We start from the raw sequence: 16,392 nt of genomic DNA, 5'->3' as shown, positions 1-16,392 counted from the left end.
CGGCTTGAACGGGCGTGGGCGCCGGCCGCCGTGTGGCTCACAGCTCATCGAGCATCTCCCGGCCCAGTTGCAGCGCGCCCTTGAAGTCCAGGGCCTGGACCAGCTCGTTGAAGCGCAGGAAATGCCGCGGCCAGGCGTGCTGGTGGCGGGCCAGCGCGTCCAGGCGGTCGAGGGCGTCGAGGTTGCCCGACTCCAGCAGGGCGAGGATTTCCCCCACCCGCTCGCGCACCTGCGGGCGGCTGAGCTGCGTGGCCGTGCCCGGGGCCAGGCTGGGCGGTTCGGCGAACAGCGCCTGCAGCTCGGCCAGTGTCACCGCCAGCAATTGCCGCAGCTCGTCCACCGGCAGCGTGGCGAGGGCATCGGCCTGCGCCTCGGCCGGGGTGCGCAGCAGCTCGGCTTCCAGGGCCGCGCAGCGTGCAGCCAGGGCACGGGCGCCCATGGTGCCGGCGCTGCCCTTGAGGGTGTGCAGCAGGCCGGCGCTGGCGCTCACGTCGCCGCTGCCGCGCAGGCTGTCGAGGCGCCCCAGCAGCTTGTCCATCTCCGGCTCGAAGCTGCGCAGCACGCGGTGGATCAGCTTCTCGTCGCCGCCGAAGCGGCCCAGCACGCTGTCGCGGCTCTCGACGATGGCGTCCTCCTCCGGCAATTGCGGCGGCGCTTCGCGGGCGCGCTGCGGCGCCTCCAGGTGGGCCAGCAGGCGGTCGACCATGTGTTCCTTGTCGATCGGCTTGGCGATGTGGTCGTTCATCCCCGCCAGCAGGCAGGCCTCGCGGTCGGCCTGGGCGGCGTTGGCGGTCATGGCGAGGATCGGCAGGGCGGCGAAGCGGCCGTCGGCGCGGATCCGCCGGGTGGCCTCCAGGCCGTCGATGTCCGGCATTTGCACGTCCATCAGCACGGCGTCCAGGGGCACGCCGCCGTGGCACACCTGCTCGACGCCCTCCAGGCCGCCCTCGGCCAGCAGCACCTCGGCGCCCTCGCTGGCCAGCAGTTCGGCGGCCACCTGGCGGTTCAGCGCGTTGTCCTCCACCACCAGCAGGCGCCGCCCGGCCAGGCGCCGGGGGCCGGCGGCGGGCGTCGCGGCCGGCTCGGAGGGTTCGCCGGCCAGGGCCTGCTGCACGCTGTCGGCCAGTTGCCGCGGGGTGACCGGTTTGGTCAGGAAGTCGATGAAGGGCGGGGTGTCGCCGTCGCGCACGTCGGCCAGCACCTCGCGGCCGTAGGCGGTGATCATGATGATGGTCGGCGGCGTGTGCGCCCCGGCCTCGCGCTGGATCAGGCGCGCGGCGCGCAGGCCGTCGAGGTCGGGCATGCGCCAGTCCATCAGCACCACGTCGTAGCTCAGGCCCTGGCCCGTGGCCTCGCGGTAGCGCGCCACCGCCTGCATGCCGCCGCTGACCTGGTCGGCCTGCCAGCCCAGGGACTCGCAGGTGCGCAGCAGCAGTTCGGCGGCGCTGGGGTTGTCGTCCACCACCAGCAGCCGCAGCGGCCGGTCGATGACGGCGCAGCCGGCCTTCAGCGGTCGTTCGCCGACCACCGCCAGGTCCAGGTCGAACCAGAAGCGGCTGCCGAAGCCCAGTTGGCTTTCCACCTGCAGGCGGCCGCCCATCAGCTCCACCAGGCGCTTGCAGATGAACAGGCCCAGGCCGGTGCCGCCGAAGCGCCGGGTGGTGGAGGCCTCGGCCTGGGTGAAGCTGTCGAAGATGCTCTGCAGCTGCGCCGGGCCGATGCCGATGCCGCTGTCGCGCACGCCGATGCGCAGGCGCAGGCGGTCGCCCTCGCGGCCCAGCTGTTTGACGCTGACCACCACCTGGCCGTGGTCGGTGAACTTGATGGCGTTGCCGGCCAGGTTGATGAGGATCTGCTGCAGGCGCAGGGCATCGCCCAGCAGGCTGCCGGGCAGGTTGGGGTCGATGTCGAAGAGCATCTCGACGTCCTTGCTGCCGAGGTTGCCGGAGAGCACCACGGCCAGGTCGCGCATCAGCGTCTCCAGCTCGAAGGGGTGCTCCTCCAGCAGCAGCTTGCCGGCCTCGATCTTGGAGTAGTCGAGGATGTCGTTGAGCAGGCCGAGCAGGGCGGTGGCGGCGGAATGGGCCTTGTCGACGTAGTCGCGCTGGCGCGGGTTCAGCTCGGTCTGGCGGGCCAGGAAGAGCATGCCCAGCACGGCGTTCATCGGCGTGCGGATCTCGTGGCTCATGTTGGCCAGGAAGCTGGACTTGGCCGCGTTGGCGGCGTCGGCCTGCTCCTTGGCCTGGCGCAGCGAGGCCTGCATCTCGCGTTCGCGGGTGATGTCCAGGTTGATGCCGGTGACGCGCAGCGGCGTGCCGTCGGCGTCGCGCTCGACGCGGGCGGCGGCCTGGATGTAGCGCACCTGGCCGTCGGGGCGGACGATGCGGAAGGTCGGCTCGTAGTTGCCCTGGCCCTGCACCGCGGCGTTCAGGCTGGCGAGGGTGGCCGGGGCGTCCTCCGGGTGCAGGCGCTCGCGCCAGTGGCCGATGTTCAGGCCGTTGCCGTTGAGTTCCGGCGGCTGCTGGTAGAGCTCGAACATGCGCTCGTTCCAGTGCAGGGTGTCGTCGGCCGGGCGCCACCACCAGATGCCCAGGCCGGCCGCTTCGGCCGCCAGGGCGAGCTGGTCGTGGGCCAGGCGCAGGCGGTCCTCGGCGGCCTTGCGCTCGGTGATGTCGACGGCGATGCCGAGGTAGCCGCTGACCTGGCCGGCCTCGTCGCGCATGGCGGTGACCACCAGGCTCATCGGCACGCGGCTGCCGTCCTTGCGCAGGTAGGTCCATTCGCGGGTCTCGGCGCCTTCGTCCTCGGCCTTCTGCACCAGGGCGCGGAAGCCCGGCACCGGGCGGCCGTATTCCTCGCTCAGCTGGACAGCGCGGGCGGCCACTTCGTCCTCCGGGTGCAGGCGCTGCGGGGTGGCCTGGCCGACCAGTTCCTCGGCGCGGTAGCCCAGCAGGCGCTCGGCGCCGCGGTTGAAGATGCGGATGATGCCGCCGGCGTCGGTGGCGATGATCGACACTTCCGAGGCCGAATGCAGCACGCCGGTCAGCAGGCGGTTGGCCGTGGCGAGTTCGGCGGTGCGCTCGGCCACCTGGCGCTCCAGGCCGCTGTTGAGTTCGTGGATGCGCGCCTCGGCGGCCTTCTGCGCGGAGATGTCGCGCACCGTGGTCGAGGTGCCCACCACTTCGCCATGGGGGCCGAGGATGGGCGAGGCGCTCAGCGACACGTCGATCAGCCGGCCGTCCTTGTGCCGGCGCTGGGTGTCGAAGGGCGGCAGGCGCTCGCCCTGGGCCACGCGGCGGAGCAGCGGTTCCTCTTCGACCACCCGCTCGGCGGGCACCAGCAGGCCGTTGGCCTGGCGCCCGAGAACTTCCTCGGCGGCGTAGCCGAGCAGCTTCTGCGCGCCGGCGTTCCAGCTGGTGATCTCGCCCTGCAGGTTCTTGCCGGCGATGGCGTCGGCGGAGGATTCGACGATCGCCGCCAGCCGCGCCTGCTGCTCCAGCACCTGGGCGCGGCGCTGGCGGCTGACCGCGGTGGCCGCGAGCAGGGCGGCCAGCAGCAGGCTGCCCAGGCAGCCGGCGCCGAACACCAGGGGCGGGGAGAGCGGGTGCAGGCGCTGGACGAACGCCGGGTGGGCGCTGAAGTCGACCTGCCAGCGGCGGCCGAACACGTCGCGCTGCAGGCTCTGCGGGTACAGCCGCGGCGCCTTGGCGTCGTCGGCGCTGCTGTAGAAGGTGTCGCCGGGCACCCCGTCGGTCACGTCGGCGAGCTGGAAGTGCACGCTGGCGTCGTCCAGGTGCAGGTCGTCGAGCACGTCGCGCATCAGCAGCGGCGCGTAGCTCAGGCCGATGGCCTGGGCCTGGCGCTGCTCGATGCTGCCCGGGGTGACGCCGCCGCGGTAGATGGGCAGCAGCATGAGGAAGGACTGCTGGGTCGCGCCCGAGGCCTGCACCAGGGTGATGGGCGCGGAGAGCCGCGGCAGCCCGGTGCGCAGCGCCGCCTGGGTGGCCTGCTGGCGGCGCGGCTCGGAGACCACGTCGAGGCCGATGGCGGCCAGGTTGGGCTGCTCCGGCTCGACGTACTGGATGACGTAGCGCTCGCCCGGGTTGGGCGTCACTTCGTGCACGGCGAAGTCCGGCCGGCTCTCGGCGCGGGCGCTGCGCAGGAAGTCCTCGAGCGCCTCGGCCGGCACCCGGCGGATGAAGCCGAAGCCGCGGGCGCCGGGGAATTCCGTGGCGATGTCGCGGGTCTGGGCGTAGCGGTGGAAGACCTCGCGGCTGATGCGTTCCCCGCCGGCGGTCAGCACCGCCCCGCGGGCGCCGCGCAGGCCGTACTGGTATAGCTCGATGCGCGCCAGCACGGTGTCGGCCAGGCGGTTGGCCTCCTGGGCCACGGCAGCGCGCGCCTGCTGCTCGTTGCCGCGCTGCACCAGCGCGGCGCCCAGCGCCGAGCAGATCACGCCCAGGGCCAGGACGGCCCAGGACCAGCGGTTGAACCTGAGGTTGCCCGGTGTCGTCTTCACCCGATCCTTCCCGTTGCGGTGGTGCCCGTGGCACGGAGGGTCATGCTTGCAGGCCGTCGGCCAGCAGGCGGCTCATGTCGTCGCGGGGCACCGGGCGGCAGTAGAGGTAGCCCTGCATCACCGGGCAACCCAGCGCAGCCAGCGCGCTCTCCTGGTTCGGGCATTCCACCCCTTCGGCCACCAGTTCCAGGCCCAGGGCCTGGGCGAGCTTGATGATGGCCTCGATGATCGCCGCGTCGCTGCGGTCCTGGAGCATGTCGCGGACGAAGCTCTGGTCGATCTTCAGTACGTCCACCGGGAAGCGCTTGAGGTAGGCCAGGCTGGAGTAGCCGGTGCCGAAGTCGTCGATGGCGATGCGCACTCCCAGCTCGCGCAGCGCCGCCAGGGTCTGGCGCGAGGCGTAGCGGTCGCTGGCCAGCACGCCCTCGGTGATCTCCAGTTCCAGGTTGCCCGGCTGCATGCGCGTCTGGGCGAGGATTTCGGCCACCTGGTCGACGAAGCTCTCGTTGCGGAACTGCACCGCCGAGATGTTCACGCTGACCGTCAGCGCGTGGCCGGCGTCGTTCCAGGCGCGGGCGTCCTGGCAGGCGCGCAGGAGGATCTGCTGGCCGATGGGCACGATCAGCCCGGTTTCCTCGGCCAGCGGGATGAACTCCGCCGGCGGCACCAGGCGGCCTTCGCCGTCGCGCCAGCGGATCAGCGCCTCGACGCCGACGATGGCGCGCGTGGCGGCATGCACCTTGGCCTGGTAGAAGACCTCGAACACGCCCATCTCCAGGGCCAGGCGCATGTGCCGTTCGAGCAGGTGGCGCTCGCGCATGCGCGCCTCGATGTCCGCCGAGAAGAAGCTGTAGCCGTTGCGCCCGGCGGCCTTGGCCTGGTACATGGCGGCGTCGGCGTGGCGGTAGAGGTCCTCGGCGCCGTCGCTGTCGTCGGGGTAGAGGCTGATGCCGATGCTGGCGGTGAGGTGGTAGCTGGTGCCGCGGATGACGTAGGGCTCGCCCAGGGCCGCCTGCACCCGCGCGGCGAAGTCGCCGATGGCCTCCAGGCTGTGCACCTCCGGCAGCAGCACGGCGAACTCGTCGCCGCCCGGCCGGCACACGGTGTCCATGGCCCGGCACTGGCGGCTGAGGCGCAGGGCGGTCTCCTGCAGGATGGCGTCGCCCAGGGAGTGGCCCTCGGCGTCGTTGACCGCCTTGAAGTTGTCCAGGTCCAGCAGCAACAGGCCGACGCGCTGCTGGTTGCGCCGCGCGCCCTCGATGGCCTGGGCCATGCGGTCGCCGAGCAGGGTGCGGTTGGGCAGGTTGGTCAGCGGGTCCTGGTTGGCGAGGATCTTCGCCATGTGTCGCAGGCGCGCGTGGGTGCGGATGCGCGCGCGGGCCACCGGCAGGTTCATCGGCTTGGTGATGAAGTCCACGCCGCCCATCTGCAGGGCGCGCAGCTCGTGGGCCACCTGGTCGTAGGCGGTGACGAAGATCACCGCGGCGTCGTTGAGCTTGGCGTCGGCCATCAGCGCCTGGCACACCTCGAAACCGTCCATGCCGGGCATCTCGATGTCCAGCAGGACCACGTCCGGGCGGATGCGCCGGGCCAGCTCGAGGGCCTGGCGGCCGTCCGAGGCGAAGTGCGTCACGCCCAGCCCCCTGGCCGCCTCGCCCAGCAGCTGTATGTCGCTGACCTGGTCGTCGACGATCAGGATGACCGAGTCGAAGTTACGCGGATCTTCCGGCATTCCCTTGCTCCAGCGGAAAACTTCTGTAGGAGGATTCTGACATGAGGCTAGCCTAGATCATGAGGGTCTACCCCTGCATGATGTCAAACTGACATGTTTTGTCGGGAATGCCGTGCGGCCGGCGACGATGAGCTGTGGCTGCCAGCCGATGGGCAGCCATGACGTCATAACGCCATTATGGATAGACTCGGGGCAATGTCCGACTTTCCTGGCGGCATCCCTGGATGCCTGAGCGAGCAGTGTGCAGATGCAGTCCGTGAGTACTGGGTGCGCGATGGAGAGTGTGGGCGAGCGACATCATGCCGGGCTGTTGCGCCTGGCGCTGGGGCACCTGGCCCTGGACGCGGCGGCGCTGACCTGCGATGACGGCGGCGCCTGGCGGCTATGCGCCTGCCTGGGGCTGAGTGCCGACGAGAGAACCTGGCTCGAGCGCCTGGGCGGGCCCTTCGAGGCCGGCGTGGCGGCGCTGGCCGCGCGCTGGGTGTTCCAGCGCATCTGCCCGGTGCGCTCGGCCGACGGCCAACTGCTGGGGCAGCTCTGGCTGCTGGGCGAACGCCCGCGCGAACTGGACGCCCGCCAGGGCGAGGTCCTCGCCGAATATGCCGGCATGGCCGCCGCGCTGCTGGAACTGGAGCGCGGCGCCGAGCGCACCCGTATCACCGAGCGGCGCCTGGCGCTGGCGGTGGAGGGCAGCGGCACGGGCATCTGGGACCGCCACGTGCCCAGCGGCGTCATCCATTACTCCTCCGGCTGGAAGGCCCTGTTGGGCTACACCGAGGACGAGATCGGCGAGCGCATCGAGGAAAGCTACGCCCGCGTGCACCCGGACGACCTGGCCTACGTCAGGGCGACCATGGAGGCGCACTTCGCCGGGCAGACCGCGGCCTACGAGGTGGAGCACCGCATCCGCCGCAAGGACGGCAGCTACATGTGGGTGTGCAGCCGCGGCAAGGTGGTCGAGCGCGACGAACAGGGGCGGGCGCTGCGCATGCTCGGCACCACCACCGACATCACCGCCCAGCGCGTGCTGGCCGAGAAGCTGCGGCAGAACCTCGAACTGCTCACCGACCTGACCAACGAGATTCCCGGCATGGTCTTCCAGTACCGCCGCCTGCCCGACGGCTCGGCGCGCTTCCCCTACGTCAGCGCCGGCAGCCGGGAAATCTACGGCATGGCCCCGGAGGAACTGGCCGACGGCCCCACCGAACGCATCCGCGCGGTCATCCACGACGAGGACATGCCGCGTTACCTGGCTGCGCTGGAGGCCTCGGCGCGGACCCTGGTGCCCTGGGAGCTGGAGTACCGCGTGCAACTGCCGGAGCAGGGCGTGCGCTGGCGCCAGGGCCACGCCCACCCGCGCCGCCAGGCCGACGGCAGCGTGCTCTGGCACGGCTTCATCACCGACATCACCGAGCGCAAGCGCATCGAGGCCGAGCTGCAGGTGCTGGCCACCACCGACTTCCTCACCCAGTTGCCCAACCGGCGCTGCTTCATGCACCAGCTGCAGGCCGAACTGGGCCGCGTGCAGCGCGGCGGCGAGCGCAGCGCCGCGGTACTGATGTGCGACCTGGACCACTTCAAGGCGATCAACGACCGCTGGGGCCACGCGGTGGGCGACCTGGCCCTGCGCCACTTCGCCGACGTCCTCGCCGGCCTGGTGCGGCGCAGCGACTGCGTCGGGCGCATGGGCGGCGAGGAGTTCGCCGTGCTGCTCAGCGACGCCAGCCGCGACAACGCCGTGGCCTTCGCCCAGCGCCTGCAGGAGCACCTGGCGCAGACCCCGCTGGTGCACGCCGGCGAGCGCATCCCGCTGACGCTGAGCATCGGCGTCGCCGACATGCTCGCCGGCGACGCCACGGCCGAGGCGGTGCTGTCGCGCAGCGACCTGGCGCTGTACCGCGCCAAGCAGGCCGGGCGCAACCGCATCGAGTACCTCTGAACGGGCCGGATGGCCTGCCTTGGGCTATGGTGCAGGGAGCACCGCCCAAGGGAGGCCACCGTGAACCCGCAAGTCGAAGTGCAGGTCGCCGGCCCGGACGAGGAGCCGCTGCTGGCGGCCATGCTGCCGGGCTACCTGCGCGAGCTCGGCGTCGAGTCGGACCTGTACCCGTACCTGGCGCTGTACTGGCTGGAGCCCGGGCGCCGGCCCTACCTGATCCGCGTCGGCGGCCAGGTGGCCGGCTTCGCCCTGGTGCGCGCCCTGGAGCGGCCGGGGCTGCACGAACTGGCCGAGTTCTACGTCGGCCAGGCGTTCCGCCGCCAGGGCGTGGGTCGCGCCGCGGCCTGGGCGTTGTTCGAAGGGCAGCCCGGCGACTGGCAGCTCAACGTGCTGACCGGCAACTGCGACGCCCTGGCGTTCTGGCTGCGGGTGGTGCCGCGCGGCACCGTGCCGCTGCCGGTGGACGATCCCGAGGCCTGGCCGCACCTGCGCTTTCGCTTTCACGTCGGCTGACCCTTGCCAGGCGCCGCCGCGCCGGGCAGATTGGCGCCCGCATTCATTCCCCGAGCCCTGGAGTCCTTCATGCCGCATTTCACTGCCACCGTCACCGTCAGCGCCGAGTACCGGGGGCGCGAAACCGAGGCCGTGGACAACCCGGCCATCGCCGTCGAGCTGCGTACCCTGGAGCCGGGGGTGATGGAGCTGCTGTTCCAGGGTCAGCTGGATGCGCCGGAGGAGCCGACCCACGTTTGCGTGAGTCTGGACAATGGCCTCAACTACTACGGGCCGATTACTGGCGGCAGTGCGGATGAGAAAGGTGGGCGGATCAGCTTCGAATGCGACATGGTCGAGCCCGAACTGCTGGTCTGATCGCCCGGCCCCTGTAGGAGCGAGCTTGCTCGCGAATGGAGTGTGCCGGGGGCTGTGGTGTTGGGCTTAAGAGAACCCTCTCCCTGAAGGGAGAGGGGGCTGTCCTGAGCGGCTTGTCGGTCAGGCGCCATCCTCCCAACCCCGTCATTCCCGCGAACGCGGGAACCCAGTGACTTCTTGTTTGGGTGTGTTTGCGCCGCTTCGGCGTGCTCGGATGTCTCTTGTTTCGCCCCCTCGGGCGAGTCCCTTTTGTCAAACGCCACAAAAGGAACCAAAAAGGCTTGCCCCGCATACGGGCCCGACAGAGTCGGGCTACCCTCGCGAATTCCCCCGCCACGGAGGCCCGCCCCGAGGGTACGTCCCTGTAGCCCGCGGGGCTCTCGCGACATCCATGTCGCATGACCTCCTGAGCGCGGGTTTCGCTCGGCCTTCTGAAGGGGCGTTTCGGTGCGCTCGGATATTCCTCTGGAAGTCCAAAAGCCAGAGCAAGGGCAGACGTGCTCTTCGTAGGAGCGAGCTTGCTCGCGAACCCCGCAGCCACTGGGTTCCCGCGTTCGCGGGAATGACGGGGGTGGGATTAGGCATTTCAGGATGACTCCAAACTCCCCATCCACTCCGAACGGCCCCCTCTCCCTTCAGGGAGAGGGCTGGGGAGAGGGTGCTCTTAACCCCAGGTACGTAGAGCCCCGGTGCCCCCGCCAACGACAGATAACCGCAAACGCTCTTCCCCGACGCCGACCCACACCACGGCCACCCCCGACGAACGGCCGAAAAACCACCATGCGCACCGAATAACGCCCCACCCTGGGGTGTTCACTCCTGGCCACCCCCGCCGTCGCCAGGAGATTCCGCCATGACCCCGCGCCCCGCCGTCCACCTCCCGTCGCTGCTGTTGCTGGCCTGCCTGGGCGCCGTGCTTTCCGGCGGCCCGCTGCGGGCCGACGGTGGTGGCGACGATGACGAGCGCTCCAAGGCCGCGCCCGACTGCCCGGCCGGGCAGGTTCGCGAGCGCGCCGAGCAGCGCTGCGTCGAGCAGAGCAGCGCCAGCCTGGGCGACGCCGACCGCACCGCCTACGCCTACCGCCTGGCCAAGGCCGGGCGCTACCAGGAGGCCCTGGCGCTGCTGGACAGCCTGCGCCAGCCGCACACCGCCGAGGCCCTCAACTACCGCGGCTACGCCACGCGCAAGCTGGGTCGCGTGGATGAAGGCATCGGCTACTATCTGCAATCAGTACGCCTCGATCCGAAGTACGCCAAGGTGCGCGAGTACCTGGGCGAAGCCTACGTGACCCAGGGGCGCCTGGACCTGGCCCGCGAGCAGTTGCGCAGCATCCAGGGGCTCTGCGGCACGGGCTGCGAGGAATACCGTGACCTGGCGCAGGCGATAGCCGCGTCCGCGACCCTATGAACGAGCGCAGCCAGACGCTGTGGCCGCCGGCATGGGAGCACCCGCGGACCCCGGCCGTGGTGCCCGAGCGTCATCCACCCGGCCCGCCGTCGCGGCGGCCGCGCAGCCCAGCGGAGGCGACCATCGCACAACCTGCGGATATTCGCGCCGAGATCGGCCAGTACCTGGCGCGCCTGTGGCGCTATGCCATGGTCCTGGCGCACCAGCCCCACGTCGCCGACGACCTGGTGCAGGCCACCTGCGTGAGGGCGCTGGAACGCGCCGCCCAGTTCAGCGCCGGCAGCCGCCTGGACCGCTGGCTGTTCGCCATTTTGCGCTCCATCTGGCTCAACGAAGTGCGCGCGCGGCGGGTGCGCAGCGGCCACGGGGTGGTGGACGCGGAAAGCGAACTGGTGTTCGACGGCGAGCGCCAGGCCCAGGCCGAGGTGCTCGCCAGTCAGGTGCTGCGGCGCGTGGCGGCGCTGCCGGAGGCACAGCGCGAGACGCTGTTCCTGGCCTATGTCGAGGGCCTCAGCTACCGCGAGGTGGCGGACATCCTCGGGGTGCCGGTGGGCACGGTGATGAGCCGCCTGGCGGCGGCCCGCTTGAAACTGGCCGAAGCCGCGGCGCCGGACGACGCGGAAGCGGCCAGGGGAGGACGGCGATGAACGAACATGGCACAGGCCCGCGGGTTTCCGACGAGACCCTGGTCGCCTTCATCGACGGCGAACTGGACGCCGCGCAGGCCCGCGAAGTGGAGGCGCGGATCGCCGCCGACGCCGAGTTGGCCCAGCGTTTCGACACCCTCTGCTGCGGCGGCCAGGGCCTGGGCGAGGCCTTCGACGCGCTGCTCGACCAAGCCCCGCTGCAGCGCCTGGGCGCCGGCCTGGCCAGCCTGCCCCTGGCGCAACCGCGGGCCCCGCGCCGGCGTGCCCTGGCGCTGGCCGCGGCGGCCTGCCTGGTGCTGGGCATGGCCCTGGACCGCCTGCTGCTTGGCGGCCTGCCGCTGCACCACGAAGAGGACTTCAACTGGCGCCAGCGGGTGGCCGACTACATGTCGCTGTACACCGTGCAGACCCTCGACCACCTGCCGGGCGATGTGGCCATCCACCAGGCCCAGCTGGCCACGGTGGGCGAGCGCCTGGGCTTGGCCCTGCCGGCACCGGACCTGGCCCTGGAAGGCGCCCAGCTGCGCCGCGCGCAGATCCTCGAATACGACGGCATCCCCATCGCCCAGCTCACCTACCTGGACGAGCGCTACGGCCCCATGGCGCTGTGCATCACCCGCAGCGACGGCCGCGCCGCCGCGCCGCAGCAGGAGCGCCGCGAGGGCATGAACCTGGTGTACTGGCAGGACGCCGGCCACGCCTACCTGCTGATCGGCCACAACCCGCCGCAGGACCTGCAGTCCATGGCCGCCGGCCTGCGCCAGCGCCTGGGAGGCGGGGGTGGGGTGTGAAGGCCTGGCTGGCGGGGTTGCTGCTGGCCACCGCCGCGTCGTTGCAGGCGGCGCCCCAGGAACACTGGCGCCTGGCCCGTGACGAGGATGGCATCCGCGTCTACCTGACCGCGGTGCCCGGCTCGCGCTACCAGAGCTACCGCGGCGTGGCCGACATGCGCGCCGACGTGGCCACCCTGGCCGACCTGCAGGAGAACCTGCGGGTGGCCTGCAAGTGGCTGTACGCCTGCGCCGAACTGCGCCTGCTGAAGGCCAGCGGCGACGACGTGTGGCTGTACATGAGCACCCAACTGCCCTGGCCGGTGCAGCCGCGCGACATGGTGCTGCTGGTGACCACCCGGCGCACTGCCGATGGTGGCCTGCTGCGGGATATCCGCGCGTTGCCGGACTACCTGCCGGTGGTGCCGGGGCAGATTCGCGTGCGTGAGTTGAGCGGTATCTGGAGTCTGGCGCCGTTGGGGGATGGGCGTACAAGGGTGACTTACCAGATGCGTGCGGAGCCTGGCGGGAGTGTGCCGTCCTGGTTGGCGGATAGCTTTGTTGTCGATGCGCCGTTGGATACCCTGAGGACCCTCCGGGCGGTGGCGGAACGGCAGGCGCCGCGGCGGCCGTAGTTTTTAGCTTTGGCTTTTCGTAGGAGCGAGCTTGCTCGCGAATGGGGAGCTGTTCGTGCCACCGGAGCATCCGGCGTGGCCAGTGAGTCCAATCGCGGACGGAGTCCGCTCCTACGCCCGTGCTTCCCGCAACTGTCTACCGGCTGCGCCGAGGTGCTTTTCGTAGGATGGGTTGAGCTTGCGATACCCATGCTGCCGGGGTGATGGGTATCGCTCCGCTCAACGCCATCCTACGAAAAGCCGTGCTTCCTGGAACCGTAGGAGCGGACTCTATCCGCCCTACGATGAAACATCCGATCAGGATGACCCCGAACTCCCCATTCACTCCGAACGGCTCCCTCTCCCTCCGGGAGAGGGCTGGGGTGAGGGGGCTCTGCACGAACGCAAAAAAAGACCGGCCCTAGGGCCGGTCGAGGGTGACACCGGAGTAGGAGAGATCAACCGCGCTTGAGCACCAACGTCAGGATGTCGTAGCTGGCCACCAGCTCGCCATTCTGGTTGGTGACTTCCACGTCCCAGGCCACCACGCCTTGCGGCTCGCCCTTGGGGCTCTTCTTGCCTTGGTCGATCTTGCGCTTGCAGGTCAGGCGGGCCTGGATGGTGTCGCCGATGCCCACCGGGTTGATGAAACGCAGGGTGTCCAGGCCGTAGTTGGCCAGCACCGGGCCGACGCCGGGGGAGACGAACAGGCCGGCGGCCGCCGAGAGCACGAAGTAGCCGTGGGCGATGCGCTTGCCGAACTGCGAATCCTTCGCCGCCAGCTCGTCGAAGTGCATGTAGAAGTGGTCGCCCGACAGGCAGCCGAAGTTGACCAGGTCGGCCTCGGTGACGGTGCGCCGGTGGGTCAGCAGGGATTCGCCGATCTTCAGCTCGTCGAAGTAGCGGCGGAACGGGTGCACGTCGGTCTCGTAGACCTGGGCGCCGCGCACGTATTCGCCGGTGACCGCCATCAGCATGGTCGGCGAGCCCTGTACCGCGGTGCGCTGCAGGTAGTGCTTCACCGCGCGCACGCCGCCCAGCTCCTCGCCGCCGCCGGCGCGGCCCGGGCCGCCGTGCTTGAGCACCGGCAGCGGCGAGCCGTGGCCGGTGGATTCGGCCGCCGATTCGCGGTCGAGGATGTGCAGGCGGCCGTGCAGCGCGCCCATCACCGGGACCACCTTGGCCGCGACCTGCGGATCACGGGTAATCAGGCTGGCCACCAGGCTGCCCTTGCCGCGCGCAGCCAAGGCGATGGCTTCGTCGAGGTCGTCGTAGCCCATCAGGGTGCTGACCGGGCCGAAGGCCTCGATGTCGTGGGCGCCGCCTTCGGCGTGCGGGTCGCGGCTGCGCAGCAGAGTCGGGGCGAAGAAGGCGCCTTCGCTCACGCCTTCGCCGCGCGGGGCGAAGCCATCCTTCGCGCCGAAGAGCAGGTCGCTGGATTTCAGCAGCGCTTCCACGCGCTCGGCCACGTCGGCCTGCTGGGCGTGGGAGGCGAGGGCGCCCATCTTCACGCCTTCCACCGACGGGTCGCCGACCACGACTTTGGCCAGGCGCTCGCGCAGGCGTTCGGCCACGGCGTCGATGTGTTTGGCGGGAACGATGGCGCGGCGGATGGCGGTGCATTTCTGTCCGGCCTTGGCGGTCATCTCGCGGGCCACTTCCTTGACGAAGAGGTCGAATTCCTCGTCGTCCGGGGTGACGTCCGGGGCCAGGATGGCGCAGTTCAGCGAGTCGGCCTCGGCGTTGAAGGGCACCGAGTTGCGGATCAGGTTGGGGTTCACCCGCAGCTTGGCCGCGGTGTCGGCGGAGCCGGTGAAGGTGACGATGTCCTGGCCCTGCAGGCGGTCGAGCAGGTCGCCGGTGCCGCCGATGATCAGCTGCAGGCTGCCGGCCGGCAGCAGGCCGGATTCGTGCATCAGGCGCACGGCCGCTTCGGTCACGTAGCTGGTGGCGGTGGCCGGCTTGACGATGCAGGGCATGCCCGCCAGGAAGCTGGGCGCGAACTTTTCCAGCATGCCCCAGATCGGGAAGTTGAAGGCGTTGATGTGCACGGCGATGCCGCCGCGCGGCACCAGGATGTGGCTGCCGGCGAACTTGCCGGTCTTGCCCAGGGGCATGGCCGGGCCTTCGTGGACCACGTTGCCCGAGGGCAGCTCGCGGCCGCCGACGCCGGCGTAGGCGAACAGGGTGCCGGCGCCACCCTCGATGTCGATCCAGCTGTCGGCGCGGGTGGCGCCGGTGTGGCGGGAAATCTCGTAGAGCTGTTCCTTGCGCTCGGTCAGGTACAGGGCCAGGGCCTTGAGGCGCTGGGCGCGCTGCTGGAAGTCCATGGCCATGAGTTCGGCCAGGCCGCTCTGGCGGGCGTGGGCCACGGCTTCGGCGAAGTCCGGGGCCTCTTCGTGGGTGCGCGCCACGAGTTGGCCGTTGAGGGCGCTACGCAGCGCCTGGGCGCCATGCTGGCCGATCCAGCGGCCGCCGATGAAACTCTGCAGGGTGGGCTCTTGGGCCATCACTCTATCCTCCAAAAGGTACGCAAGGGTTCCGGCCGCGGCCGGTGACCGCCGTAGCCGGGTGGGCTGCGGCGGCGCGTTGGAACGGTGGCGGGGAAAGGCCGCCGGGTCAGGGACGCCAGGGGCCTTTTGGGCCCGGGGCGGTGAAACCTGGCTCTTTGTAGGAGCGGGCCCTGCCCGCGATTCGCGCGCAGGGCGCGCTCCTACATGGAGACCGCGTAGGATGGGTGGAGCGACGCGATACCCATCACCGTGGCCGCATGGGTTTCGCAAGCTCAACCCATCCTACGAAGAGCGGGTCAGAGCTGGTCGAAGTCGAGGACCACCTTGTCGCTCAGCGGGAAGGCCTGGCAGCTGAGCACGTAGCCGGCCGCCACTTCGTAGTCTTCCAGGGCGAAGTTGCTGTCCATCTCCACTTCGCCTTCGATCACCTTGCACTTGCAGGTCGAGCACACGCCGGCCTTGCAGGAGTAGGGCAGCTCGGCGCCCTGGGCGTTGCCGGCGTCGAGCACGCTGACGCTGTTGCGCGCCAGCTCGAAGGAGAGTTCGCGGCCGTCGCTGATCACCGTGACCTGGCTCTTGCCGCTGTCGGTCGCGGCGGCGGCCTGTCGGGCTTCGCGCTTGCTCTCGCTGCCGGCGGCGGCGAACAGTTCGAAGTGGATGCGCTCGGCCGGCATGCCGTTGGCCTTGAGCTGGTCGCGCACGGTCTCGGTCATCGCCTGCGGGCCGCAGATGAAGGCGGCGTCGAGGTTCTTCACGTCCAGCCAGCGGCTGAACAGCTGGCCGCACTTGTCGGCGTCGATGCGGCCGTTGTAGAGGTCCACGTCCTGCTGTTCGCGGCTGAACACGAAGATCAGGTTGAGGCGCTGCAGGTAGCGGTTCTTCAGGTCTTCCAGCTGCTCGCGGAACATCGCGGCGTTGCTGGAGCGGTTGCCGTAGAGCACGGTGACGCGGCTGTGCGGCTCGCTTTCCAGGGTGGTCTTGACGATCGACAGGATAGGCGTGATGCCGCTGCCGGCGGCCACCGCCAGGTAGTTGCCGTGGCGCGCGGCATCCAGCTGCACGTTGAAGTGGCCGGCCGGCGGCATCACTTCCAGGCTGGCGCCGGCCTTCAGCGCCTCGTTGGCGTAGGCCGAGAAGCGCCCGCCGGGCACGCGCTTGATGGCCACGCGCAGCTCGCCGTCGTTGACGCCGCTGCAGATGGAGTAGGAGCGGCGCACTTCCTCGCCGTCCAGCTGGGCGCGCACCACCAGGTGCTGGCCCTGCTCGAAGCGGAAGCTGTCCTGCAGGTCCTGGGGGACGTCGAAGGCGATGGACACGGCGTCGCGGGTCTCCGGGCGCACTTCGCGGATCTTCAGGCTGTGGAATTTGCTCATTGTTCTT

11 protein-coding genes are annotated in these 16,392 nt (G+C 70.4%); 7 read left to right on the top strand and 4 right to left on the bottom strand.

Translation table 11 applies throughout. The features are described 5' to 3' along the window. Positions 1–37: 37 nt before the first annotated feature. Positions 38–4,519, bottom strand: coding sequence for a PAS domain S-box protein (locus ACTWJ5_RS18355; protein WP_444436265.1), 4,482 nt, complete (start codon positions 4,517–4,519; stop codon positions 38–40). Between the two features lie 40 nt (positions 4,520–4,559). Then, complete coding sequence (locus ACTWJ5_RS18350) at positions 4,560–6,251, bottom strand: putative bifunctional diguanylate cyclase/phosphodiesterase (RefSeq protein ID WP_444436264.1); 1,692 nt, start codon at positions 6,249–6,251, stop codon at positions 4,560–4,562. A 247-nt stretch (positions 6,252–6,498) separates the two neighbouring features. Here ACTWJ5_RS18350 and ACTWJ5_RS18345 point away from each other — a divergent pair, with 247 nt between their 5' ends. The 7 genes from ACTWJ5_RS18345 (at position 6,499) to ACTWJ5_RS18315 (ending at position 12,520) form a co-directional block, all read left to right on the top strand. After that, positions 6,499–8,190 (top strand): sensor domain-containing diguanylate cyclase, encoded by a 1,692-nt coding sequence (locus tag ACTWJ5_RS18345; RefSeq protein ID WP_444436263.1) that lies wholly within the window; start codon positions 6,499–6,501, stop codon positions 8,188–8,190. Positions 8,191–8,250: 60 nt separating this feature from the next. After that, positions 8,251–8,703, top strand: coding sequence for a GNAT family N-acetyltransferase (locus ACTWJ5_RS18340; RefSeq protein ID WP_253392736.1), 453 nt, complete (start codon positions 8,251–8,253; stop codon positions 8,701–8,703). 69 nt (positions 8,704–8,772) lie between these two features. Continuing rightward, complete coding sequence (locus ACTWJ5_RS18335; RefSeq protein ID WP_253392734.1) at positions 8,773–9,060, top strand: hypothetical protein; 288 nt, start codon at positions 8,773–8,775, stop codon at positions 9,058–9,060. Between the two features lie 853 nt (positions 9,061–9,913). Then, positions 9,914–10,468 (top strand): tetratricopeptide repeat protein, encoded by a 555-nt coding sequence (locus tag ACTWJ5_RS18330; RefSeq protein ID WP_253392733.1) that lies wholly within the window; start codon positions 9,914–9,916, stop codon positions 10,466–10,468. 188 nt (positions 10,469–10,656) lie between these two features. Beyond that, positions 10,657–11,115 (top strand): sigma-70 family RNA polymerase sigma factor, encoded by a 459-nt coding sequence (locus ACTWJ5_RS18325; protein ID WP_253410642.1) that lies wholly within the window; start codon positions 10,657–10,659, stop codon positions 11,113–11,115. Beyond that, positions 11,112–11,906, top strand: coding sequence for an anti-sigma factor family protein (locus tag ACTWJ5_RS18320; RefSeq protein WP_249916854.1), 795 nt, complete (start codon positions 11,112–11,114; stop codon positions 11,904–11,906). Before ACTWJ5_RS18325 ends, ACTWJ5_RS18320 begins: the two co-directional genes overlap by 4 nt. Next, positions 11,903–12,520, top strand: a complete 618-nt coding sequence (locus ACTWJ5_RS18315; RefSeq protein WP_436278297.1) for an START domain-containing protein — start codon at positions 11,903–11,905, stop codon at positions 12,518–12,520. The genes ACTWJ5_RS18320 and ACTWJ5_RS18315 overlap by 4 nt, the downstream gene beginning before the upstream one ends. Before the next feature lie 437 nt (positions 12,521–12,957). Here ACTWJ5_RS18315 and paaZ read toward each other — a convergent pair whose 3' ends face one another. After that, positions 12,958–15,009, bottom strand: a complete 2,052-nt coding sequence (gene paaZ / locus ACTWJ5_RS18310; protein WP_444436262.1) for a phenylacetic acid degradation bifunctional protein PaaZ — start codon at positions 15,007–15,009, stop codon at positions 12,958–12,960. A 299-nt stretch (positions 15,010–15,308) separates the two neighbouring features. Then, positions 15,309–16,385, bottom strand: coding sequence for a 1,2-phenylacetyl-CoA epoxidase subunit PaaE (gene paaE, locus ACTWJ5_RS18305; RefSeq protein ID WP_253393101.1), 1,077 nt, complete (start codon positions 16,383–16,385; stop codon positions 15,309–15,311). Positions 16,386–16,392: the final 7 nt, after the last annotated feature.

Source organism: Pseudomonas sp. A6 (assembly GCF_052367875.1).
GTDB lineage: Bacteria > Pseudomonadota > Gammaproteobacteria > Pseudomonadales > Pseudomonadaceae > Pseudomonas > Pseudomonas citronellolis.
Note: the sequence above shows the minus strand (reverse complement) of the source record. Positions and strands in the feature narration are given on the sequence as shown.

Excerpts from the sequence above, each read along its gene's own strand:
- ACTWJ5_RS18330 (WP_253392733.1), top strand. The coding sequence starts at position 9,914 with ATGACCCCGCGCCCCGCCGTCCACCTCCCGTCGCTGCTGTTGCTGGCC.
- paaE (WP_253393101.1), bottom strand. The coding sequence starts at position 16,385 with ATGAGCAAATTCCACAGCCTGAAGATCCGCGAAGTGCGCCCGGAGACC.
- ACTWJ5_RS18350 (WP_444436264.1), bottom strand. The coding sequence starts at position 6,251 with ATGCCGGAAGATCCGCGTAACTTCGACTCGGTCATCCTGATCGTCGAC.
- ACTWJ5_RS18335 (WP_253392734.1), top strand. The coding sequence starts at position 8,773 with ATGCCGCATTTCACTGCCACCGTCACCGTCAGCGCCGAGTACCGGGGG.
- ACTWJ5_RS18325 (WP_253410642.1), top strand. The coding sequence starts at position 10,657 with ATGGTCCTGGCGCACCAGCCCCACGTCGCCGACGACCTGGTGCAGGCC.
- ACTWJ5_RS18320 (WP_249916854.1), top strand. The coding sequence starts at position 11,112 with ATGAACGAACATGGCACAGGCCCGCGGGTTTCCGACGAGACCCTGGTC.
- ACTWJ5_RS18345 (WP_444436263.1), top strand. The coding sequence starts at position 6,499 with ATGCAGTCCGTGAGTACTGGGTGCGCGATGGAGAGTGTGGGCGAGCGA.
- paaZ (WP_444436262.1), bottom strand. The coding sequence starts at position 15,009 with ATGGCCCAAGAGCCCACCCTGCAGAGTTTCATCGGCGGCCGCTGGATC.